Raw genomic sequence first — 19,758 nt, forward strand, 5'->3', positions numbered from 1 at the left:
CATAGGCTTGCGGCCGATCCCTCAGTCGGGCTGTACCGTCAGGCCGGCTATGCCCGACGGGCTGCCCTGTTCGAGACCCTCTATGCCTCGGGCATGCGCATCAGCGAGGCCCTGTCTCTGCCCTCCGATGCGACTCCTTCCAGTACCCGGATGCTGCTGGTGCGCGGCAAGGGCGATAAGCAGCGGCTCGTACCTCTCCATGACCGAGCCATTGGGGCTATCACCCACTGGCAGAAGCTGGCGAGTGCGTATTCCGGGGGAAAGCCAACCCAGTGGCTGTTCCACTCTGTCCGGAATAGCAGCAAGGCCCTGACGCGCCAAGCCGCTCTGCTCGAGATCAAGGAAGCTGCTGTGGCCGCAGGGCTGGCCAGCCCTGAGCGGGTGTCACCGCACGTGCTGCGGCATGCCTTTGCCACCCACATGCACTCAGGCGGTACCGACCTGCGCGTCTTACAGGAACTGCTCGGCCATGCCGGCATCGAGACCACCCAGATCTACACCCATCTGGATACCTCCCGCCTCCACCAGATGGTCCGCGATCTCCATCCGCTCAATGCTGAAAGCATTGCGGATTAAGCATGCAGATCGAGTAGGAGTACGCTCACCCTGTTCCTTCAAACCGGCCCTGACCCGTGATGAAACCTGATCTCTTCTCCAAGGCCCAGGAGCAGCGTCCCAAGCCGCTTGCCGCCGAGATCCGCCCGCAAACCCTCGACGAGCTCATTGGGCAGCAGCATATCCTGGGTCCAAACGGACCGTTGAGGCGGCGCGTCCGGGCCGGCCGTCTCGGCACGGTGATTCTCTTTGGCCCGCCAGGGGTCGGTAAAACCACGATTGCCCGGGCGATCGGCCAAGAGATGAAGAAGGAGTTCCGCTCCCTTCATCCGGCCAGTAGCAATGTCTCTGACATCAAGGCTGTGGCTCAGGAGGCTCAGGCAAAAGACATCCTGGTGTTCATCGACGAGATCCACCGCTTCAGCAGCGCGCAGCAGGACTATCTGCTCGATCTCACCGAAACCGGTACCTTCGACCTGATCGCCGCCACGACCGGCAATCCCTATCACGTGCTCACCCCTGCCCTGGTCTCCCGTGCATCCATCTTCCAGCTGGAGCCGCACTCGCTGGAGGACCTGCAGCAGGTGGTGGAGCGGGCTGTTGCTCTCCTCGCCAGCCACAAGGATTTGCACATCCACCTTGAGGCGGATGCGATGAAGCAGCTCATTGGGCGGGCCGGAGGGGACGCCCGCCGCGTGCTGAATGCCCTCGAGACACTGGTGCTTGGACCCGCCCCCGGCTCGGCCGTCTCGATCACTGGAGCCATGGTGGAGGACGTCTACCAGGCCTCTCCCCTGCCCTTCGATCGCAAAGGCGATTATCACTACGACACGATCTCGGCCTTCATCAAAGCGATGCGCGGATCGGATCCAGACGCCACCTTGTATTGGTTGGCCCGCCTGATCCATTCTGGGGAGGATCCTCGCTTTATCGCCCGCCGCATTCTCATCCATGCCTCGGAGGATGTCGGGCTTGCCGACAACACAGCCCTGCAGACCGCGGCAGCTGCTCTCACAGCCGTCCAGCACGTCGGCTATCCGGAAGCCCAGATCGTTCTCGCTCATGCAGCCTTGCACATCACGCGGGCGCCGAAGTCTAACTCGGCTTGTCGCGGCATCGGAGCGGCGATGACCTATGTTAAATCGCAGCCGATGATCCCGGTGCCGCCGCATCTGCGGGACGGGCATTATGCCGGAGCAGCCAAACTGGGCCATGTGGATTACCAGTTCCCGCATGATGATCCCCGCGGCTGGGTTGAGCAGACCTACGCACCCGGTATTCAGCCGGGCCAGTTCTACCAGAGTGATGGCCGAGGCAGTCAGACGTTCGAGGCGCGGGCTGACGCTTGGTGGGAGCGCGTTACCGGTCGGCCGCAGCCAAAGTATCCCCCGGAAGAGCCCGGCAGCAGCTGAGGGAAACTCGGGATGGGGCCAGTTCCGCCCCTGCATGGTACGAGAGCAACGATACAAAAGCGGAATGAGATGAACGCTTCACCTTTCGAAACCATTCCGGCCTGGCGGATCGCACGGTTACGGACGGCTTTACGCGATGCAGAGCAGCGCGGCGCAAATCCGAATGATGAAGGTCATGATCTCTCCCACCGCGCTCTCCAGCGTCGCTTCGTGCTTGCCCGAGAACACGCGAAGAATGTGCCGAGCCCGGCTTTCAGACCAAAGACTACACGCAAAGGCCGCAGGTTTCCGCACCTGAAACAGGTCATCATCTGGCGCGCTATCCTGAGCTGTCGCTCCTCGGCTTGGAGGCAGGGCGACAGGGCGCCGTTTGGTAGCATTCGCAGGGCGCACGATCAGGCTGTTGTGGCGTGCCAGGCCGCTGGCCTGGCGCCGCCGCGCTATCGCACCGTCTACGTCCTGTGGCATCGCGGCGTACCACCGGCTGATGTCGTTGCGGCGTTGGGAGGTGAGTCTGAAAATCCGACAGGGTATTGAACTTACCAGGCAGCGGGGTGAAGCCGCCCCTTCCAGCGTTCATGGCGCGGGAGTTGAGCCGCGGCGGCCAGGCGCTTCGTTATCCTGCACTGGGCCACCTTCGACACGACTGATGGGGCAGGCATCTCTACCTCCGGAAGCGGCTCGGATGCAATCTCCTGTCCAACAGTTCCAGAGCCCTTCTTCCGTGGCTTCCGAGACTTAGCCTTCACGCCATCACCTTGTGCGGGCTGAACGTAATGGACAGGCAGCGATATCGGCTTGTCACATACCGGCAGCCCTGTGGACGACGCGCTTATGCCGCCTTGGGATCCTCGCGTCGCTCCGCTGCCTTGAAGATCTTGCGGCCGATGGCATACGCAGCATCGGGATGAGAACGTGAGTTCTGTGTTTCCGCTGGGACAAGGAGTTCTGACGTCCCAACCCGTGCGCCGCAGTAGTCGAAGATCCCATGATCGATCTGTGTTCTCATAGCGCCAAAATAGCCGTGTCGGGCATAGGTTCGCAGATCGGCACCTCCAATTGCGACGAGGTGGACCCGAAGGTGGCGAAGCTTCTTTACAATCCTGCCATCCGGGGCCTCATCGTAGGCCCAGCCATTGGCGAACACACGATCGATCCATCCTTTGAGCATCCCGGGCATCGACCACCAGTACACGGGATAGACCAGCACGAGCGCGTCGGCCCGATCAATCCTCGCCTGCTCGGCGGCAACATCAGCAGGGGGTGGCGCCTCCCTATGATAGAGAGCCAGGTCGGCTGCGATGAACCTCGGATCGAATCCTTCCGCTGCAAGATCCGCGATCTCGAACGTATGGCCGGAGGAGGACACGCCCTCGGCAAGATGGTCGGCAACACTGTGGGTGAGTGCCTTGGGATCGGGATGTGCAACGACGATGAGGGCGTGCATGGCAACACTCCTGGTAGGTGATTGCAGCTCAGATCTGAACCTAATATACTTTTAGTAAGTTACTAACGGTATATAAGCATGTCAACTGCCCGCACAAGAGAACACGCCTCCAAGCTCAGGCCACGCCGCCGCTTGTCCCGGGGGGAGCGGCATCGCCAACTTCTGGACGTGGCTTGGCAATTGGTGCGCGAGGAAGGCACGGATGCCTTGACCCTCCCGAGGCTGTCGGATAAGGCCGATGTCACCAAGCCGGTCGTCTATGATCATTTCAGCACGCGCGACGGCTTGCTGATCGCGCTCTATAGGGACTTCGACGCGCGACAGACGGCGATCTTCGACGCAGTGCTTGAGGCCAACAAGCTGACATTGGAGGCGACAGCGAGAGCCATTGCTACCTCCTATGTTGAATGTGTCCTCACGCAAGGGCGCGAAATGCCAGGCGTGCTGGCCGCCTTAGCGGGTTCGCCGGAGATGGAAGCGGTGAAACGGGAGTACCAGGTGGCCTTCATAGAAAGGTGCCGCAGGGCGCTGGCCGCTTTCACCCCGGCACGAGGCGCTGCGCTAGCCAGCTTCTGGGCCCTGCTCGGGGCCGCCGATGCCCTGTCCCATGCCGCCGTAGCCGGCGAGATTACAGCTCGACAGGCACAGGACGAGCTATTCGAAACGATTATGTCGATCGTCAGCCGAAGCTTCGAGCATTGACGCAAGCGGCCGCCTCATAGTCCGTCGCCCTTCCATCCATGACCATTTCAGGTTGATGATTCGATTGAAGCCCCGCGCTCCCTGGCGGAACGCGGGGCTTCTTGCGTCCTGCCGCGATGGCCGCCTTTCGACTCCCTGGAGTGCGTGGACGCTGTCCAGTGCCCGGTCGTGCGATGAATACTACGGAGCTGCATTGAAGGTCCGCTTGTCACCGCATCGCCGACCTTTGGTGTACTTCCGCCTCGTGCCCAAAGGTATCATTCCCTGGAATTCGGCCCGGGAGCTGCTGGTCTTGCTTCGAAAAACTGGAGAGTCTCTCATGAAGCAGGAGGATCTCCATGCCCCACACACGCTTTACGAAAGAGTTTCGGGATGAGGCGGTGCGGCTCGCCCTGACCAGCGGCCGCAGCCGGCGTGAGGTTGCGGCGGATCTCGGGGTCGGCCTGTCGACCCTGCGCCACTGGCTTGATCGCCGCCGCGAGCGTGAGATCGACCACCCGCCCGAAGAGCGGCAGGAAGACATGGCCACCGAGCTGAAGCGGCTGCGGCGGGAGAATGAGATCCTGCGTCAGGAGCGGGAGATCCTGAAGAAGGCCACGGCTTTTTCGCCAAGGAGGGAAGTCGATGAAGTTTCGGTTCATCGATGTGGCGAAAGAGAGCTTCCCCGTCACACGCCTATGCCAGGTCCTCAATGTCAGTCCCAGCGGCTATTTCGCCTGGCGCTCTCGTCCGGCCAGTCCGCGCCAGAGGGAGGATCTGGTTCTGTTAGCCCACATCCGCTCGGCCTTCACCCTCTCAAACGAGACCTACGGCAGCCCGCGCATGACCCGCGAGTTGCAGGACGAGGGCCTGATGGTGGGCCGACGCCGCACCGCCCGGCTGATGCGGGAGAATGGGCTCAAAGCCCGGCAGAAGCGCCGGTTCAAACGCACCACCGATAGCCACATGGCTTTCCGATTGCGCCCAACCTGCTCGAGCAGGACTTCTCGGCCGAGCGCCCGAACCAGAAGTGGAACGCGGATATCTCGTACGTGTGGACGGGTGAGGGATGGCTGTATCTGGCCGTGATCCTCGATCTCTTCGCTCGGCGGGTGGTCGGTTGGGCGGTGAGTGACCGGCTGCACAAGGAACTGGCGCTTGAGGCGCTGCGCAAGGCTCTGGCGATCCGAAGACCCGGTGAGGGGCTGACCCATCATGCGGACCGCGGCAGTCAATATTGTTCGATCGAGTATCAGGCCGAGCTGAGGAAGCACGGCATCCGGATCTCGATGTCCGGGAAAGGGAACTGCTATGATAATTCGGTGGTCGAGACCTTCTTCAAGACCTTGAAGTCCGAATTGGTCTGGCGCACGGTGTTCCAGACCAGAGCTGAGGCCAAGGCGGCCATTGGTCGTTACATCGACGGCTTCTACAACCCTGTCCGGCGTCATTCGACACTGGACTATGTCAGTCCGGTTCAGTTCGAAAAGCTGGCCGGATAGCTACCAAACCGCTCTCCACTAAACCGAAGCAAGACCAAGCGGCATCTTACCTGTATCACAGGATAGCTGAGCTGCTGTAATCGGATTGGGACCGCATACCCGGGCAGCGCCAACCGGTGCCGGCGATGGCACGTGAATCAGCGGGCATTGGCAGTTCCCAACTGTTCGGTCCCGGCGAATTCCCGAAGAATGAGTTCAACCACCTCGGTGACCGACATATCCGAGCTGTCGATCCAGAGGCCGATCCGCGGTGTGTCGTGTTCCAGTACGGAGGCAAGAACGTCAGGAGGGAAGTGCTCACCATAGCCTGTTTTCGCCCGATCCCGGTCGCGTTGGGCAAGGACCTCGACCTTCGGAACCAGAACCACGATTGTGGGCGAGAGATGGTGCAGGCGTTCGGCCACTTCCTCGAGGGCCCGGCCGACAAGGATGTCCTGGTAGACAACTGAGAACCCTGCCTCCAGGTACCGCTCAGCGACCTGGCAGCCGAGACGATGGCGCAGGGCGAGCTGTCGGGATGCTTCCAAGGTCAAGTCCGGCCCCATGCTCGCGGCCCCGTTCACGATCATCTTCCGGAAAATGTCGCCCCGGAGATGCACGGACCTGTCCAGCCGGCGCGCTAAGTTCTCCGCAACGGTGGATTTCCCAGCGGCCATTGCACCTGTGATGATAAATAGTCGAGGATAAGACATGGGCGAATGCTGGCCCAGAAGACGGGATATGCCAAGTCGTCATGTGTCCGATGGCGTAAGGACACGATTGAGAGCCAGCACCGCGCGGGCAGTTGTGGTCGCGGGTGTTTCCATTGCTCGGCAGTCAGCCGTACAACCCCATAGACGGACGAAGACCAACTTGCGATGGTTTGCGGATGACAGCGTCAGTCTTCCACACGCGCGCCTCACTCAGCAACGATTTGAAGCATCTCGGGGTGCATGCCGGTGACATGATCATGGTGCACGCTGCCATGAGCCGGGTGGGACGGCTGCTCAACGGGCCGGACGCGCTCATCAGAGCCCTACTAGACGCGGTTGGGCCTTCCGGCACCATTCTCGCCTATACCGACTGGGACGGGGCTTACGATGAGCTGCTGGGCGAGGACGGGTGTGTTCCGCCCGAATGGCGCCCGCACATTCCGCCTTTCGATCCTTCCGCCTCCCGTGCCATCCGCGGCAACGGAGTGCTCGCCGAGTTCATCCGCACGACCCCTGGTACGCGGCGCAGCGGCAATCCGGGCGCCTCTGTCGCGGCCATCGGCGCCCGGGCCGATTGGATTACTGCGGACCACCCCCTCGACTACGGCTATGGAGCGGGATCGCCCTTTGCCAAGCTAGTGGAGGCGGGCGGGAAGGTGCTGCTGGTCGGTGCCCCGCTCGACACGATGACGCTGCTCCATCATGCCGAACATTTAGCAGCCATCCCAAACAAGCGCCTGCGCCGCTACGAGGTGCCCTTGGCCACACCCGGGGGCGTGACATGGCGCATGATCGAGGAATTCGACACTTCGGTGCCAGTTGTCGCCGATCTCGATGACGACTACTTCGCGCTAATCGTCCGGGAGTTCCTCGCCAGCGGGCGCGGTACGCAGGGTTTGGTTGGCGAGGCGCCATCAGTACTTGTTGATGCAGCAGCCGTATGCGCGTTCGCCGTTACTTGGTTGGCGCATCACGTTGACAGCTCGGGAGAGCCGACTGGCGGAGAAGGTACACCATTTTGATTTAAGCGCCTTCCAGAGGTTGTTAGTTCGGCCATTTTCAGAGAAACAGCGTATTTCCACGAGGGGGCGATGGATAGACAAAACTCTGCGGCTTTGCCAGCAGGCGTGACCCGAAGAGTTCGCGAGTACCTCGCACTCCTTAAGACAGAGGACGCTACCTTCGTTCAGGGTGTCTATCTTGTTGGCTCTGTCGCCCTCGGCGATTTCCAGGGGGGACTAAGCGACATCGACTTCGTTGCACTGGTTGCCGACCCCCCATCCAAGTCCCAGCTTCAAAGTCTAGCTCGGATCCACGCCGCTATGGCAGCATCAGAGGGTCCGCACTTCGACGGCTTCTACATCGAACGGGCAAAGCTTGGGCGAGTGCCGGCCCTCAACGAACAGGCTCCCTTTAGCGTCAATGGGGTGTTTCGCGCCGGGGACCTCTGCTTCGAGATCAACCCGGCGACTTGGCTCTGCTTGGCCGAACATGGAATTGCAGTGCGGGGCAGCCCACCACAGACCTTTGCCGTTGCGACGGATCCCGCCGCGCTCGTGGCTTTTCAGATCAACAATCTGAGAACCTATTGGGAGCCTTGGATTGAACAGGGCAGCACGGCTCTTGCTCGCAAGACAGCTGATGAAGCCGTGGACGCCGCGGTCTTGGCCTGGGGCGTCCTTGGAAGCCTGCGGGTCGCCTGCACCCTTGGTACGCGCCGCATTGTCTCTAAGTCCGAGGCGGGACAATGGGGGCTAAACCAATATCCAGCACAGTGGCATTCCGTTATCCAGGACGCATTGTTGGTGAGGAGCGGCAAAGTCACAGAGCTATCGGTGTCACGCTGTCTCGATGGCCTCAAGTTGATGCGGTATGTCGTAGCCGACGCGCTTACGGCAGCGAAAGTATGGCCGGAGCGAAGGACTGCGCCATGCGCGGCACACGGGGGAAAACTGCCGGATGGGCTGTAGCCAACCGAGGCTCTTGATCTCTAAGATGTTTGAGAAGTCGGGCGAGGCGCCCGACTTCTCGTTGGATTACGCCCGCACGCGTCCTTGGTAGCGCAACCGCCCCAGGGCGATCAGTACGATAATGGCCATGATCGACGAGAAGGTCGCGAGCGGCCATGCGGTGTCACCTTGCGAGCGGATCACGGCCAGCGTTCCGCCAAAGCTCGCAATGAGGCTCTGCACGCAGAAATGCAGCGCCACTGCCGACCCGGGGCCAATTTGAGTCAGACATTTAGCTTTCTAAACAAATATCAGGCATTTGGTAGCAAAGACCTCTAGAAACCTTTCAACCTGCTGAATTTGCATACTTTTTGGTCGGGGGAAATTCCGATCAACTCCGACCCAGCCACCGGAGATGATCCTGGAAGGTAATCCGACAGCGGCCACTCGTCAGGACGTGAGCCAGACTCAGTCCACAGGAACGAAGGCAGAGTTCCACACGATCTCCCAGACGTGCCCGTCGGGATCCTGGAAGTATCCTGCGTAACCGCCCCAGAACGTGTCGTGGGCTGGCTTCAGAATCTTAGCTCCAGCCTTGCGGGCCTGCTCCATGACTGGGTCCACCTCGTCCTTGCGGGTCACGTTGTGCCCAATCGTGAATCCTGTCGGGCATGGAGGTGTCTTTGGCAGTCCCGTGTCGTGGGCAACATCATCACGAGCCCACACGGCCAGCTTCACCTGGGACTGAAGGTCGAAGAAGGCTACCGCTCCGTGCTCGAACTCCTTGCCGACGATGCCTTCGGTCGGCAGCCCAAGACCATCGCGGTAGAACGCAACAGCCCGTTCCAGATCATCGACCCCAAGCGTCAACACCGAAATGCGTGGTTTCATTCGTCCTCCGTTCTATGTTCTGGCAGTCACAACGGGCCACAGCATGGCTGTGCCAGATGGAGCCGTCTTGAACAAAACGGCCACCCAGGCCTTCAACTGGCGCACGAACTCGCCTGCCGTCATCCCACAGAGGGACTGGACCTCACGCGTGAGGTGGGCCTGATCGGCATACCCGGCGCGGAGCGCGAGGAGGGCCAGTCGCTCATCGGCATCCGTTCGGGCGAGAGCCTGAAACCTCTGGAAGCGCAAGATCCGGGCGAGGGTCTTCGGGCCGTAGCCGAAAAGCTCATCGCATCGGCGGCGCAAGGTTCTCTCGCTGGCTCCAAGGCGTTCGCGCAGTGCCTTGATCTTGCGCCCGTCGGCACTCGCGTCCGACCTGAGAAACCTGAAGATCATCGTTGCCTCTTGGCGCGGGTGCTCCACCCTCAGTGCCTCGGCGGCCAGAAGCTCCTGCAAGACGCGGAGCCTGTCTCTTGTCGAGGATGCCGCTCTGATCCTATCCGCGATGCGGTCGGCCGTGCTTCCCCAGAACTCTGCTATCGGAACCTCCCGCCCGACGATATCCGTCAGGGGTCGTCTCAATCACTTGGCTGCGGCTCCCGGCCTGAAGCGAATGCCGAGAACGATGGAACCCGGTCCCAGTTCCGGGGTCGCGGCGGTGATGTCGGGACCCACGACCGTGAACCGATCGTCCCGCCACAGGAGGTCGACACAGCCGTCGGGAACGACGGCAACAGGTCCTGAATGGTCCGAGGAGATTGAGCTCATCCACACGCACTGGAAGTGTGGGAGCAGCCGGGGCATGGGACGGGCCTCGACATAGCCCCCGGCCCGGCTGGCCAGAATCGGCGCGTGTTCATGCGGCATGACAGATAACCTTCCTGAACGGTCCCGGGCCATCGGCAACATGCCACTCGGAAGGATCCTCCTCAATAGGCCGAAACATGGCCCACCAAAGAAGCGGCCGCTCGATGGTTGATCCGTAAGCAATGCATCGCACTGTTGCGACCTCAAAGAGGGGCCTGTGGGTCGCCGTTACATCAAGCAAGGAAAGACTATTTTGCCCCTGGGCCATCCTTGTTTAGGTCGTTGAAATGCATGATCGGGTGGTTGTGCAAGGAGCCGTGCAGGCAAGACAAATTCATTGATGTGAAATCCTCACCAGCGATCTGATCAAGCGTCCGTTTGGATTACGAAGGATCCAGGAGACGTGGGCCTGCACCTTGTTCAGAGAGTTCGTCGAAGGGGTTGCGCAGCGGACATGCCGCTGTCGACAGGCAGCCACAGCCGATGCAGTCCGTGAGCTGATCGCGCAAGCGCGTAAGCCGGGCGATCCGTTCATCCAGCTGCGCCTTCCACTGCGCCGATAACCGGCTCCAGTCGCCCGCCGTCGGTGTGCGGCCCTCCGGCAAAGTCGAGAGCACCCCGCGGATCTCCGCCAGTGGAATGCCGGTCCGCTGCGCCACCTTGATAATCGCCACCCGGCGCAGCACCTCGCGTGCGTAGCGGCGTTGGTTGCCTTGGCTGCGAAAACTGCGGATCAGCCCCTTTTGCTCATAAAAGTGAAGCGTAGAGACGGGCACGCCGCTGCGGGCTGCCACTTCGCCCACCGTGAGTTCCCGGTGGAATGACTCGGGGGTCACCCTGGCCATGCAAAATCCTTCTTGACCTCGACCTTACTTGAGGTTTTATCAACCTGTCTCCCCATAGGCAATCATGGAGAGACGACGCGATGAATACCCCCCTCAAGCTTGTGCTGATCTACGGCAGCACACGGGAAGGCCGCTTCTGCGACACCGTCGCGAACTGGGCGACCGAGGAGATCTGGAGCCGGAACGATTTCCACCTCGATGTGATCGATCCAGCCGAGTTGGGTCTAACGTCTAGCCAGGGGCAGGACGATACTGCCGCCCTGGCGGAACTGAGGCGGCGTTTGGGTGCGGCGGATGCCTTTGTCGTCGTCACGCCAGAGTACAACCATGGCTACCCCGCCCCGCTCAAGTTCGTGATCGACTCAGCTCATCGTGAGTGGCAGGCCAAGCCCGTGGCGTTCGTGTCCTACGGCGGCATCTCGGGAGGCCTACGGGCGGTCGAACAACTGCGCCTCGTCTTTGCCGAGTTGCATGCCGTGACGCTGCGGGACGGTGTGAGCTTCGCCAATCCCTGGGTGAGGTTCGATGCCAACGGGCGCCTGCTTGAGCCTGATGAGCCTCGCAAAGCCATGGCAACTATGCTGGCGCGTCTGCGCTGGTGGGCGCAGGTTCTGCGCGAGGCGCGCCAGGTGGTCCCCTACGGTGAGGTGGCGGCATGAATCCGGTAAGCCCTACGAAGCTGGCGGGGTCCGCTGTCCCGGCTCGTGACCAGAGCCTTTCACATGCTGGGGCTCAGCGGCATCCACGCGGCCCCACCCTCTCCCTGCTCTTTGTCAGCGCCCTGACGATCATGGCAGCGACGGCAATCTCCCCTGCCCTGCCCGCGATTGAAGCGACGTTCGCTGCCACTGAGAGTGCGGCTCTGCTGACGCGGCTCCTTGTCACCATGCCAGCCCTCGTTATCGCCATCGTGGCACCTGTGGCTGGAAGCCTGACTGATCGGTTTGGCCGCCGGCGGGTGCTTGTGAGTTCTATCCTCCTTTACGGCTTTGCCGGATTGTCGGGTCTTGTGCTCGACAGCCTGCACGGTCTTTTAGTCGGTCGTGCCCTGCTTGGTGCGGCGGTAGCCGGGATCATGACGGCCTCAACTGCCCTCGTCGGTGACTTGTTCTCCGGGGCCGAGCGGGACCGCTTTATGGGCTGGCAGGCCGCCTTTACCGGCATAGGAGGCCTGCTGTTCATGACCGTTGGAGGCCTTTTGGCAGAAGCCAACTGGCGCATGCCGTTTGCTATCTATGGCTTCGCCTTCCTAGTCCTGCCTGCCGTCCTGGTTTATCTGGCGGAACCGAAGCGCGGGGAACTCTTATCCGGTTCTGAAGGTTTATCGAGGTTTCCCTTGATGGCTGTGACAGCGCTGTATCTGGCAGGTGCCTTCAACAGTGTCATCTTCTACCTCATTCCGACTCAGCTCCCCTTCTACCTGCACTCACTCGGCGTCAATGCGCCGAGTCTCATTGGCGTGACGATCGGGGTGTTCACTCTCTCGAGTGCGATCACCTCATTGGTCTACGGCAAGGTCAGGCAGCATATCCCGCTTCTGGGGATGTTTGTCCTCGGATTCAGCCTCATGGCCGCCGGCTATTACGTCATGGCTTCCGCTGCCTCACACAGTCTGGTTCTCGCTGGGCTTGTGATCACAGGAGTTGGCATGAGCGGAATCATGCCCAGCCTCATGGCAGGTGCGATGTTGATTGCTCCTCCATCATCCCGCGGGCGTATTGCCGGCGGGCTAACAGCCAGCATCTTCTTGGGTCAGTTTCTGTCCCCGCTGGTGAGCCAGTCTTGGATTGAATGGTTCGGCTATCAGGCTACGTTCCGGGATATGGGGACAGCCCTGATAGCGGCAGCATCGATAGCAATCGTGGGGGTGATACTGAGCAAGCGCGAGCCTGCAAAACTGAACCTTGATTGAGCGACACTAGCCTTGATCGCATAACACTCAAGAAAACGCCTTGGCGGAGGTGCTGTCCGAAAACCTCAACCAAGGCGCCTGCGGCCGATTTAGGGAGAGACCACGGCTCGGAAGATAGAACGCTTAGAAAGCGCGTCAACGCACATCAACCGAAAACGCCCTGACAGAGGTCGACATACGGAGTTCCCTGTCAGGGCGAACGTTATGATGCCGGTTGCAACACCACGTCAGGACAACGACTAACGTGTCCCGCCGGTTCAAACTCAGGCTGAGCACAAGACCTCCCGCCAGGGCGCTTGCGATGTGTTCCGGCATCGCAAGATCTATGTAGACACGACAGCCACGTGCCGATGTGTGGCGACGCACACAATCGGTCGCTAGCGCGATTATCGCAGAAGACAATTCAGTCGGACTGTTAATCGGTCCGTCTTCTGTCAACCCCTATGTCACGAAGAATATGGGGGCTGACCTCGCGCTTCAGCGATTCGACCAACTCGAAGGTCGGTACAGGCTGCTTGTGATCGTTCGCGGGCTTGCGCGGAACGCGAATGAACTCAAAGCGGAAGGCGAGCCCTACCAAGGGCAGAGGGAATAAGGTCGGTTTCATCGGAGTCACCAGCAGCAAAAGGTGTGACGAGGAGAGCGGCGCGTCGATACGTGCAAAGTCGCATAGACATGTAACGCCTCCTCTGGCTGGGGCTGTGAACCGTGCGGAAGATCCGCGGGGCAGGTTCAATATCAGAGTTCAGTAGTTTCGACTACCCCTTAGACGCACAATAGTTGATCTCGCCTGCGTGATTACTGCAGGGCGATGGACTCAAGCGGTAATAGGTGCATACCGATGTGCTGTTTGCGGGGACACTCACACCACGAGCATTGGCTTCGTCGCAAGTCCGGAGCAGGGGCGAGTGAGGAGCAGGTGTTCATGACGTACTCAGGCAGCGAGCAGATCGAACTGGTCCGCCAATGACGGCTGTGGATTGTAGGCGCACTTCGCCTGCTGCTTACGCATCATGTGTATCATCTCAATGACGCCACGAGCGGTGCTAACGGATTGGAAGCCCAGCATCGGCCGCACCCGCCTCTTAATGACGCGATGATCCTGCTTAATTCGATTGTTCAAGTAGGCACTTTGCCGGATGCGAATGGGTTCAGGCGGCGCCTTGATCGATTCTGGAGCCGGTCTGTAGTATCGCAGGACAGGATGGCTTCCCGGTTCGTCTGGCTGCCGTCGATCACGATCCGTTCAGGCCGGCCATGCCGTTTCAGGGCTTTGCGTAGGAAACGCTTGGCGGCATCCAGATTGCAGCGTTTGCTGAACCAGAATTCGACCGTGTCGCCGTTTCTGTCGATCGCTCGATACAGGTACAGCCATCGTCCGGGGACCTTAATGTTGGTTTCATCGATGAGCCATCTGCCAGTGGCGGGGCACTTACGTGAGTTAAAGCGCTTCAGATGTTCGGGCGCGTAGCGGACAACCCATCGGTGAATGGTCGCATGGTCGACGGAGATGCCGCGCTCAGCGATCATCCCCTCCAAGTTCCGAAAGCTCAGATTCGAGGCCAAGTACCACCGCACGCAGAGCAGGATCGCGGATCAATCAAAATGCCTGCCCTTGAACACCCGTTCCTCCGCTACTGAGACCACTATCTCAGTAGCTAAAACTTTGAAACAAAACGTTTGCGACAAAGCCGACTATAGATATGAGTCGATCTTTTGCTGTCTAATGCTTTTGTTCGTCACTGGAACGACAGCCGAACTGCATCAGGACTGGAGGCTAATTCACTCATGCGGCTGTGCTCGCAAACTACCATTGGCTCGCCGCCTCTGACCTGGATAACCGGAGAGTTGGACAAGATATGAGGTGACGCTGGAAGAAGCTGTTGTAAGCGGCGGAATGCACTCACTTACTCCGGATCAAGCAACCGCGGCCCTGGTCCCTGTTCGGAGAGTTCGTCCCGAGGATTGCGTAACGGGCATGCTTCCGTGGACAGGCAGCCGCAACCGATACAATCATTGAGCTGATCACGCAGCCGCATGAGACGAGCGATGCGATCATCCAAATCCGCCTTCCACTGTGCCGAGAGCCGACGCCAGTCCGCCGCCGTCGGAGTGTGCCCTTCGGGAAGGGTCGACAACGCTTTGCGGATCTCCGCCAGCGGAATCCCGGTCCCTGCGCCACTTTGATGATTGCTACTCGCCGCAGCACCTCGCGCGAATAGCGCCGCTGGTTCCCTTGAGTGCGGAAGCTGCGGATCAGCCCCTTGGTTTCATAGAAATGGAGTGTCGAGACAGCCACGCCGCTGCGGGCCGCGACTTCGCCCACGGTGAGTTCCCGACGGAAGGCTCCGGGGGCGCCTTTACCCATCCCAAAAATCCCTCTTGACCTCAACTTTAGTTGAGGTTTTATCACCCAGTCTCCCAGTCGGCAACGATAGAGAGACAAACGCATGACTTATCCTCTCAAGCTCGCTTTGATTTATGGCAGTACGCGCGAAGGGCGTTTCTGCGACATAGTTGCAAATTGGGCTGCGAACGAGATCTGGGGCCGAGGCGACTTCAGTCTTGACCTGATTGACCCGGCAGAGCTGGACCTGCCGTTCCGTCCTGAACAGCACGACGGTGCGGGCCCTCTGCAGCTCAAAAGCCGCCTTGAGCATGCCGATGCATTCATCATCGTCACCCCTGAGTACAACCACAGCTACCCGGCGCCCTTTAAGTTCCTGATCGACTCTGCCTATCGCGAGTGGCAGGCCAAGGCCCATGCATCCGACCAAACCCCAATCGTCCTCAGAGCCTTGAAGGATAGGATCTGGGGCTACTCACAGGGCTTACCGCGCGATTTCGATCAAGGCTCCCGAGGCGCGGGATCCAAGCAACGCGATGTGGCCATGTCTCAACCTGACTGACTTGAAAGCACTTGTTCTGCGGAGGTCGCCAGACCTTCGTTTTCATTCCCGATCGTCCTCTCGTGCTGGTGGTCGCGACCTCGCACTGTTTCTCCACATTTGTCGTGCCTTGACCGGCCGCACAGACATCCTCTCCAAGGAAACGACGATGCCTCTGAGTGCTCTTCGATACCGAATCCTTCTCGGGCCTATGCTTCTGTTCAAATCATTGGCCATCCGACTGCCCTATAGGAATAGGCATCATACACCCCGGAACAGCTTCGCCCGAACTGAGACGCTGAATGATCATCTACTTCGTGATATCGGCCTTGAGCGCGTTCTTCTACCGTACTCTGCACCCTTCTCAGGTGGAGAGACGCTCCGAAGGATAACCTCAGTCCCGGAGGTTGTTGTCGTGACCCAGCAAGATGATCGACGTGGCGAGGAGTAAGCAAGTTCCGCATGCTCACCGTCATCGACGAGTTCACACGCGAATGTATGGCCATCCAGGTGAACCGGAAGCTCAAGGCCGTGGATGCATTCGACGTGCCCTCGGATCTGTTCATCCGCGTGGCATCCAAGCCATAGTCGGTCCGATAACGGATCCGAGTTCGTGGCTAAAGCCATGCATCAGTGGATCATGGCTCTGGGAACCAGGACGGCTTACATTGAGCCGGGCCAGTCCATGGGCGAATGGTTACTGTAAAAACGCGATATCAGACCCGGAGAGACATTGAGCTGGAGGGCAGCAGCCAGAAAGGTCATCCAGTGGGCGACGTCATAAGCGAGCAGGTGTCCCTCCCGCGTGGTAAGGCTTGGCGGGGCTGGTCTCGACCAATCCTATGGGTGATGCTTCACAGGGACCAGAGATCGATCAAATTGCGAAGGCTTAAGAAGAGCTTTATCCAGGGACTCGCATTGGTGGCTCGATTGACTGAGTTGCCGCATCCAACATCCATTCCCGGAAAGCCAGCACCGTTGGATCCTGTCTGCTGCTGTCCGGGTAGACGAGATGATAGGCATAATCCTTCGCAACGTTCAGGCCGATGTCGAATAATCTCACCAATCGCCCTTGGGACAGATCCGTAGCGATCATGTCCAGATCAGCGAGCCCAACAGCCTCCCCCTCGGATACTGCCTGCACAACGTAGCTTGAGTCGGGGAACCCGACGCATCGGCTGTCGTCGAAGTCCTCGATGCCGGCTGCCGCCATCCACATACGCCAGTTCGGCCAGACCATACCGTCGGTTCTCCAGTCCACATAACAGAGTGTGTGCTCGAGCAGATCCCGCGGCTCTTCCAGGCGAGCGCCGCTCTCGATCAGCCTCGGGCTGCAGACAGGGACGATGATCGTGTCGAACAGTCGGTCCGAACACAAGCCCTCATACCGGCCGGTGCCGAACCGGATCGCAATATCGATGTCGTCGGCTTCAAAGTCCCGCATCTCATCGGAGATGTCGAAGGTCAATTCCAGGCCCGGGTTCGAGGCCCTGAGTTGCGGGAGCCTGGGCAAGAGCCAGTTCGTAGCGAATCTGGCGCTTAGCGATACACGCAAGTGCGAGGTGCCTCGGGCGAGCCGCCGGGCGCGGCCCGTGGCGCGCTGCAGCCTATTCAGTGCGTCGGCGGCAGCCTCGAACAACACAGCCCCCGCTGGTGTGAGCTGAGTCCTGCGGCTGGTCCGCTTGAAAAGTACGATACCCAGCTGCTCCTCAATCTCCTTGATCTGGTAGCTGACTGCAGCAGGTGTCAACCCTACCTCTTCGCCCGCACGGGTGAAACTTAAATGCCTTCCAGCCGCCTCAAATGTCCTGAGCGCCCGCGTTCCTGGCAGCATGCGGTTCATCATCTTCAAGCCAGATTGAATGATTCATCAAGAACTACTCGTTTCCTCGATCGCATTCAATGGACGATGATCGCAAGTACTGACGCATTCACATAGCGAAACACGGCAACGTCCATGTTTCGACGCAAGGCACTGGAGTGAACCCAATGGCGAATCGCTTACCAGAATTTCTTGTTGTGCAACGCAACGGCCAGACAGCGACCAGCGAGGATCTGGCGCCGCTATCCTTCGCTGGGTATGCCCATTTCACAGCCATGCAGGTGCGAGGGAGACAGATCCGGGGCCTCGACCTTCATTTGGAGCGGCTGCGTTCCGCCTCGCTAGAACTGTTTGGTCGGGCACTGCCTGACGATCAGGTGCGATCGTATCTGCGAATGGCCATAGAGGCGGGGCCGGCTGACGTTTCCTTGATGGCGACGATCTACTCACCAGCGGGCGAGTTTACGGTTGCCGGGCCCGATGTGGAACCTGAGGTCCTGATCCGTACAGGACCAGCGGCGGCCGGCCCGCAGGGTCCATTATCTCTGATGACGGTCAAACACGAGCGGGTCCTGCCAGCCGTGAAGCATGTTGGCGAGGTCGCGAAGACGTACTTCCTCCGCCAGGCTGCCGCACAAGGATTTGATGACGCTGCCTTTGTTGATCATCTAGATCGGCTGAGTGAAGGAACGATCTGGAACCTCGCATTCTGGGATGGAAACGCGGTGGTGTGGCCTGAGGCAGACGTGCTGAGCGGCATCACGATGAGTATTCTCCGTCGGCAGTTGGAGCGCCTCGGCGTTCCCCAGCGTGTGCAGGAGGTGAGACTCGCAGATCTTTCGATATTGTCCGGAGCGGTCGTCATGAACTCCTGGACGCCGGGGGTTCCCGTTCGACAGATCGGTTCGACCCGTTTACCAGACGCGCCTGCCTTGTTGGAACTGCTTAATCGGGCCTATCAAGCGGAACCACTGACGTCACCGTGAGGGCGTGCACGCGCTCTCCCAGACTCAACACACAGGAAGGGCTCCCTGAGGTCCGGGCGGGATTCTCCTACACATGGTTATCGCGTATCTTGGTCAAAGGTCGTCGCCCTAGCTCACGTTAGCATGACGTCTATAAAAGTGCTCCCGAACCATAGCGGAGGCCACCTGCCATAGAAGAGTAGAGCCTCCCTCAATCACGGGGCCGTAGCGATCCATGACTTGTTGCTCAGTGACGCCGTTCTCGGCCCATGTACCTCCATTCGTGAGCGTGTTCAGGAGCAAGGGCTGAAGGCGATCCAGCGCCCTGGCGAAGCGTGCGTTGCGTGTCACCCCAGGTTCGAATTCCAGCCAGAGGGAGAGAAATTCCTGCGCCTGATGGAGAGGCAGCATTCCGAAGATGCGTTCGGCGGCCGCACGTTCGTCTTGCATCAACACAGCCGTATCCCTGCCTGCGACGTGGATGGGCGCGTCTCCGGTATCAATTTCAACAATGTCATGGAGCAGCAGGAGCTTAACAACGTGCAGGGCATCCACCCCCTCGGCATGTTCCGAAAGAACCAAAGCAAACATTGCAAGGTGCCATGAATGCTCGGCCGAATTTTCCCGTCGGGCGCGATTGATCAGTGGCGACTGCCGCAGAACCGACTTAAGCCGGTCGAGCTCTGGTAGGAAGTCGAGCTGCTTGCGGATGGTTTCTACTGGGTTGATCGTCACAGGAGGCCTCTCACTCAGTCGGTCGGGGAAGCTGGGATTTAAGCCAAGCGACCGAGGAGTGGCATGGCTGTCGTCCCGTTTGCCCCGAAGTTCCGGAGGTTATAGGATTGGAAACGCGGGTTGAACAGAAGCGATGGCATGGTACCGCTCAGCCGAGCCCACTGCCAATGGTATGTCGCGCACTCCGTTGTGAAAGTCGGAATGCCAAACCAAGCTCAACAGCATAGATTCCCTGGACTATAAAGTATGCGTCGCGATCAAGCCCGTGCTTACGAGCATCTCGAATTGGTGTGCGGCGCTCGGCACTAGGACCAGCGCTGTCAGACCAAGTGTCAGAAGTTTCAAGACCATGCGAGGATCTCCGGTTCGCAGGTGCGCTTGCTCCTTCGTCGCCGGACGCTCAAAGAGCAGTCATGTTCCGGAGTCTTCTAACTGAGAAGTTAAATACTGCGAACAGGATAGCACCGCCAAGCGCCCCGGCAATTAGCTCACGGGCTACATGCGCGAGTGTATCTTCCGGAATGGCATCTATGATGACGTGGTGGATGATGTGAAGAGCAACAATGATTATGCCAATCTGAGATCCGTAGAATGCACTGTCGGAACAGTATCTGCCCTTCTCTAGCCGCGAATCTTCCTTCATGCTGATTGTCCT

Annotated in this window: 20 protein-coding genes and 3 pseudogenes; 11 read left to right on the forward strand and 12 right to left on the reverse strand. The window is 59.7% G+C overall.

Annotated features, from left to right (window positions below):
* Positions 1-576, forward strand: a 576-nt coding sequence (locus JQC81_RS16270) for a tyrosine-type recombinase/integrase (RefSeq protein ID WP_203272849.1), incomplete at its 5' end; no start/stop codon positions are given.
* A 59-nt stretch (positions 577-635) separates the two neighbouring features.
* Entirely contained in the window at positions 636-1,967 is a 1,332-nt protein-coding gene (locus JQC81_RS16275) for a replication-associated recombination protein A (RefSeq protein ID WP_203272850.1), read from the forward strand.
* 832 nt (positions 1,968-2,799) lie between these two features.
* On the opposite strand, the gene JQC81_RS16280 is transcribed toward JQC81_RS16275, so the two are convergent.
* Positions 2,800-3,414 (reverse strand): NAD(P)H-dependent oxidoreductase, encoded by a 615-nt coding sequence (locus JQC81_RS16280; RefSeq protein WP_203272851.1) that lies wholly within the window; start codon positions 3,412-3,414, stop codon positions 2,800-2,802.
* Between the two features lie 78 nt (positions 3,415-3,492).
* On the opposite strand from JQC81_RS16280, the gene JQC81_RS16285 reads away from it, so the two are divergent.
* Positions 3,493-4,116 (forward strand): TetR/AcrR family transcriptional regulator, encoded by a 624-nt coding sequence (locus tag JQC81_RS16285; RefSeq protein WP_203272852.1) that lies wholly within the window; start codon positions 3,493-3,495, stop codon positions 4,114-4,116.
* A gap of 338 nt (positions 4,117-4,454) precedes the next feature.
* A pseudogene (locus JQC81_RS16290) lies at positions 4,455-5,597 on the forward strand (IS3 family transposase).
* Between the two features lie 137 nt (positions 5,598-5,734).
* Here JQC81_RS16290 and JQC81_RS16295 read toward each other — a convergent pair.
* On the reverse strand, positions 5,735-6,289 hold the full coding sequence (locus JQC81_RS16295) for an AAA family ATPase (RefSeq protein WP_203272853.1): 555 nt from the start codon (positions 6,287-6,289) through the stop codon (positions 5,735-5,737).
* 176 nt (positions 6,290-6,465) lie between these two features.
* Between JQC81_RS16295 and aac(3) the strand changes: the two genes are divergently transcribed.
* Together aac(3) and JQC81_RS16305 are read left to right on the forward strand one after the other, a co-directional pair.
* On the forward strand, positions 6,466-7,311 hold the full coding sequence (gene aac(3), locus JQC81_RS16300) for an aminoglycoside 3-N-acetyltransferase (protein WP_203272854.1): 846 nt from the start codon (positions 6,466-6,468) through the stop codon (positions 7,309-7,311).
* Positions 7,312-7,380: 69 nt separating this feature from the next.
* Entirely contained in the window at positions 7,381-8,259 is an 879-nt protein-coding gene (locus tag JQC81_RS16305) for a nucleotidyltransferase domain-containing protein (protein WP_203272855.1), read from the forward strand.
* A 66-nt stretch (positions 8,260-8,325) separates the two neighbouring features.
* Here the strand turns inward: JQC81_RS16305 and JQC81_RS16310 are convergent, their stop codons facing one another.
* The 5 genes from JQC81_RS16310 to soxR (JQC81_RS16325) all read right to left on the reverse strand — a co-directional run bounded on the left by JQC81_RS16310 (position 8,326) and on the right by soxR (JQC81_RS16325) (position 10,781).
* Positions 8,326-8,481 carry a hypothetical protein gene (locus JQC81_RS16310; RefSeq protein WP_203272856.1) on the reverse strand — a complete coding sequence of 52 codons (156 nt, stop codon included), beginning with the start codon at positions 8,479-8,481 and terminating at the stop codon, positions 8,326-8,328.
* Between the two features lie 225 nt (positions 8,482-8,706).
* Positions 8,707-9,129 (reverse strand): VOC family protein, encoded by a 423-nt coding sequence (locus JQC81_RS16315; RefSeq protein WP_203272857.1) that lies wholly within the window; start codon positions 9,127-9,129, stop codon positions 8,707-8,709.
* Between the two features lie 12 nt (positions 9,130-9,141).
* The gene (locus JQC81_RS16320) at positions 9,142-9,711 is read right to left on the reverse strand and encodes a helix-turn-helix domain-containing protein (RefSeq protein ID WP_246520472.1); all 570 of its coding nucleotides are present in this window, start codon (positions 9,709-9,711) and stop codon (positions 9,142-9,144) included.
* Positions 9,712-9,996, reverse strand: a complete 285-nt coding sequence (locus JQC81_RS33200) for a DUF6597 domain-containing transcriptional factor (protein ID WP_246520473.1) — start codon at positions 9,994-9,996, stop codon at positions 9,712-9,714. It abuts the gene before it with no gap.
* Positions 9,997-10,319: 323 nt separating this feature from the next.
* Entirely contained in the window at positions 10,320-10,781 is a 462-nt protein-coding gene (gene soxR / locus JQC81_RS16325) for a redox-sensitive transcriptional activator SoxR (RefSeq protein WP_203272858.1), read from the reverse strand.
* A gap of 80 nt (positions 10,782-10,861) precedes the next feature.
* Here soxR (JQC81_RS16325) and JQC81_RS16330 point away from each other — a divergent pair, with 80 nt between their 5' ends.
* Both JQC81_RS16330 and JQC81_RS16335 read left to right on the forward strand, forming a co-directional pair.
* The gene (locus JQC81_RS16330; RefSeq protein ID WP_203272859.1) at positions 10,862-11,440 is read left to right on the forward strand and encodes an NADPH-dependent FMN reductase; all 579 of its coding nucleotides are present in this window, start codon (positions 10,862-10,864) and stop codon (positions 11,438-11,440) included.
* Complete coding sequence (locus tag JQC81_RS16335; RefSeq protein ID WP_203272860.1) at positions 11,437-12,693, forward strand: MFS transporter; 1,257 nt, start codon at positions 11,437-11,439, stop codon at positions 12,691-12,693. The genes JQC81_RS16330 and JQC81_RS16335 overlap by 4 nt, the downstream gene beginning before the upstream one ends.
* Before the next feature lie 934 nt (positions 12,694-13,627).
* Here JQC81_RS16335 and JQC81_RS16340 read toward each other — a convergent pair.
* Positions 13,628-14,283 (reverse strand): IS6 family transposase gene (locus JQC81_RS16340; RefSeq protein ID WP_312887538.1). Its coding sequence is split into 2 segments (ribosomal slippage): positions 13,628-13,851 and positions 13,851-14,283, totalling 657 coding nucleotides; the frame shifts between segments, so codons are not numbered across the junction.
* 317 nt (positions 14,284-14,600) lie between these two features.
* A pseudogene (gene soxR / locus JQC81_RS16345) lies at positions 14,601-15,061 on the reverse strand (redox-sensitive transcriptional activator SoxR).
* A gap of 82 nt (positions 15,062-15,143) precedes the next feature.
* On the opposite strand from soxR (JQC81_RS16345), the gene JQC81_RS16350 reads away from it, so the two are divergent.
* Both JQC81_RS16350 and JQC81_RS33205 read left to right on the forward strand, forming a co-directional pair.
* A complete protein-coding gene (locus JQC81_RS16350) occupies positions 15,144-15,602 on the forward strand; it encodes an NADPH-dependent FMN reductase (protein WP_203272861.1) in 459 nt (152 codons plus the stop codon).
* A 432-nt stretch (positions 15,603-16,034) separates the two neighbouring features.
* Positions 16,035-16,291 (forward strand): annotated as a pseudogene (locus JQC81_RS33205) (DDE-type integrase/transposase/recombinase); the annotation flags it as partial.
* Positions 16,292-16,482: 191 nt separating this feature from the next.
* On the opposite strand, the gene JQC81_RS16355 reads toward JQC81_RS33205, so the two are convergent.
* On the reverse strand, positions 16,483-17,424 hold the full coding sequence (locus JQC81_RS16355) for a LysR substrate-binding domain-containing protein (protein ID WP_203272902.1): 942 nt from the start codon (positions 17,422-17,424) through the stop codon (positions 16,483-16,485).
* 146 nt (positions 17,425-17,570) lie between these two features.
* Here JQC81_RS16355 and JQC81_RS16360 point away from each other — a divergent pair, with 146 nt between their 5' ends.
* Positions 17,571-18,389 (forward strand): aminotransferase class IV family protein, encoded by an 819-nt coding sequence (locus JQC81_RS16360; RefSeq protein WP_203272862.1) that lies wholly within the window; start codon positions 17,571-17,573, stop codon positions 18,387-18,389.
* A gap of 108 nt (positions 18,390-18,497) precedes the next feature.
* Here JQC81_RS16360 and JQC81_RS16365 read toward each other — a convergent pair whose 3' ends face one another.
* Positions 18,498-19,103 (reverse strand): HD domain-containing protein, encoded by a 606-nt coding sequence (locus JQC81_RS16365; RefSeq protein WP_203272863.1) that lies wholly within the window; start codon positions 19,101-19,103, stop codon positions 18,498-18,500.
* Positions 19,104-19,503: 400 nt separating this feature from the next.
* Complete coding sequence (locus JQC81_RS16370) at positions 19,504-19,746, reverse strand: hypothetical protein (protein ID WP_203272864.1); 243 nt, start codon at positions 19,744-19,746, stop codon at positions 19,504-19,506.
* Positions 19,747-19,758: the final 12 nt, after the last annotated feature.

It is taken from the genome of Microvirga arabica, from assembly GCF_016811235.1.
Lineage (GTDB): Bacteria > Pseudomonadota > Alphaproteobacteria > Rhizobiales > Beijerinckiaceae > Microvirga > Microvirga arabica.

What these genes read in the sequence shown, in the direction of transcription:
- JQC81_RS16315 (WP_203272857.1), bottom strand. Translation starts at nt 9,129, where the DNA reads ATGAAACCACGCATTTCGGTGTTGACGCTTGGGGTCGATGATCTGGAA.
- JQC81_RS16280 (WP_203272851.1), bottom strand. Translation starts at nt 3,414, where the DNA reads ATGCACGCCCTCATCGTCGTTGCACATCCCGATCCCAAGGCACTCACC.
- JQC81_RS16330 (WP_203272859.1), top strand. Translation starts at nt 10,862, where the DNA reads ATGAATACCCCCCTCAAGCTTGTGCTGATCTACGGCAGCACACGGGAA.
- soxR (WP_203272858.1), bottom strand. Translation starts at nt 10,781, where the DNA reads ATGGCCAGGGTGACCCCCGAGTCATTCCACCGGGAACTCACGGTGGGC.
- JQC81_RS16285 (WP_203272852.1), top strand. Translation starts at nt 3,493, where the DNA reads ATGTCAACTGCCCGCACAAGAGAACACGCCTCCAAGCTCAGGCCACGC.
- JQC81_RS16350 (WP_203272861.1), top strand. Translation starts at nt 15,144, where the DNA reads ATGACTTATCCTCTCAAGCTCGCTTTGATTTATGGCAGTACGCGCGAA.
- JQC81_RS16335 (WP_203272860.1), top strand. Translation starts at nt 11,437, where the DNA reads ATGAATCCGGTAAGCCCTACGAAGCTGGCGGGGTCCGCTGTCCCGGCT.
- JQC81_RS16355 (WP_203272902.1), bottom strand. Translation starts at nt 17,424, where the DNA reads ATGAACCGCATGCTGCCAGGAACGCGGGCGCTCAGGACATTTGAGGCG.
- JQC81_RS16275 (WP_203272850.1), top strand. Translation starts at nt 636, where the DNA reads ATGAAACCTGATCTCTTCTCCAAGGCCCAGGAGCAGCGTCCCAAGCCG.
- JQC81_RS16295 (WP_203272853.1), bottom strand. Translation starts at nt 6,289, where the DNA reads ATGTCTTATCCTCGACTATTTATCATCACAGGTGCAATGGCCGCTGGG.
- JQC81_RS16360 (WP_203272862.1), top strand. Translation starts at nt 17,571, where the DNA reads ATGGCGAATCGCTTACCAGAATTTCTTGTTGTGCAACGCAACGGCCAG.
- JQC81_RS33200 (WP_246520473.1), bottom strand. Translation starts at nt 9,996, where the DNA reads ATGCCGCATGAACACGCGCCGATTCTGGCCAGCCGGGCCGGGGGCTAT.
- JQC81_RS16305 (WP_203272855.1), top strand. Translation starts at nt 7,381, where the DNA reads ATGGATAGACAAAACTCTGCGGCTTTGCCAGCAGGCGTGACCCGAAGA.
- JQC81_RS16370 (WP_203272864.1), bottom strand. Translation starts at nt 19,746, where the DNA reads ATGAAGGAAGATTCGCGGCTAGAGAAGGGCAGATACTGTTCCGACAGT.